This window comes from Loktanella gaetbuli (assembly GCF_020531945.1).
Classification (GTDB): Bacteria; Pseudomonadota; Alphaproteobacteria; order Rhodobacterales; family Rhodobacteraceae; genus Loktanella; species Loktanella gaetbuli.
On sequence record NZ_JAJATZ010000016.1, the window covers coordinates 2501 to 4088 of the forward strand.

At 51.3% G+C, this 1588-nt stretch carries 1 rRNA gene; it reads left to right on the plus strand.

Annotation, left to right across the window (positions count from 1 at the left end):
* Positions 1–127: 127 nt before the first annotated feature.
* A 23S ribosomal RNA gene (locus LGQ03_RS16570) occupies positions 128–1588 on the plus strand; the annotation flags it as partial.

Consider the following 1588-nt stretch of genomic DNA (forward strand, 5'->3'; position numbering starts at 1 on the left):
TTCGAACGCTGATGGATGCTGAACCAGCGGCCATCAGTGCAATGTATGCATTTTGATTAATGCCCCCTTTTAGAGAAATCGTACAAAAGGGAGGGGGCGCAGGAGAAGCTTGTCTTCTTCTGGATCAAATCAAGCGCGAAAAGGGCGTTTGGTGGATGCCTTGGCAGTAAGAGGCGATGAAAGACGTGATACTCTGCGATAAGCCATGGGGAGCTGAGAATAAGCTTTGATCCATGGATTTCTGAATGGGGCAACCCACCTGATACTTTGTTATAATCACCGCAAGGTGGCCTATAGCGGGGTAAACCAGGTATTTGTAGACTGAATACATAGGTTTACAAAAGCAAACCCGGGGAACTGAAACATCTAAGTACCCGGAGGAAAGGAAATCAACAGATACTCCCCTAGTAGCGGCGAGCGAACGGGGACCAGCCGAGCCATGAGTGTGATCAGAACGTGTTGGGAAGCACGACCAGAGTGGGTGACAGTCCCGTATGAGAAGCATGATTGGACGTATTAAGTAGGGCGGAACACGTGAAATTCTGTCTGAACATCGGAGGACCACCTTCGAAGGCTAAGTACTCCTTACTGACCGATAGCGAACCAGTACCGTGAGGGAAAGGTGAAAAGCACCCCGACGAGGGGAGTGAAACAGTACCTGAAACCGAACGCCTACAATCAGTTGGAGGCTCCTTGAGGGCTGACAGCGTACCTTTTGTATAATGGGTCATCGACTTAGTGTCACAAGCAAGCTTAAGCCGTTAGGTGTAGGCGCAGCGAAAGCGAGTCTGAATAGGGCGATTGAGTTTGTGGCATTAGACCCGAAACCGAGTGATCTAGGCATGTCCAGGATGAAGGTTAGGTAACACTAACTGGAGGTCCGAACCCACACCTGTTGAAAAAGGTCGGGATGAGGTGTGCCTAGGGGTGAAAGGCCAATCAAACTCGGAGATAGCTGGTTCTCTGCGAAATCTATTTAGGTAGAGCGTCGTCCGAATACCCTCGGGGGTAGAGCACTGGATGGGTAATGGGGCCTTACCGGCTTACTGATCCTAACCAAACTCCGAATACCGAGGAGTACTAGACGGCAGACACACAGCGGGTGCTAACGTCCGTTGTGAAGAGGGAAACAACCCTGACCTACGACTAAGGCCCCTAATTCATGGCTAAGTGGGAAAGCAGGTGGGACGGCCAAAACAACCAGGAGGTTGGCTTAGAAGCAGCCATCCTTTAAAGATAGCGTAACAGCTCACTGGTCTAAATAAGCTGTCCTGCGGCGAAGATGTAACGGGGCTCAAGCCATGAGCCGAAGTCTAGGGTGCACTTTATGTGCGCGGTAGCAGAGCGTAGTGTGACATAGTTTCCTGTCTCCTTAACTGGTTCGCCAGTATTGGAGACGCGAAGCTTTCGATGAAGCCCGGGCGTGAGCCATCGGGTGGAGAGATCACTAGTGAGAATGATGACATGAGTAGCGACAAAGGGAGTGAGAGACTCCCTCGCCGAAAGTCCAAGGGTTCCTGCTTAAAGCTAATCTGAGCAGGGTAAGCCGACCCCTAAGGCGAGGCCGAAAGGCGTAGTCGATGGGAAC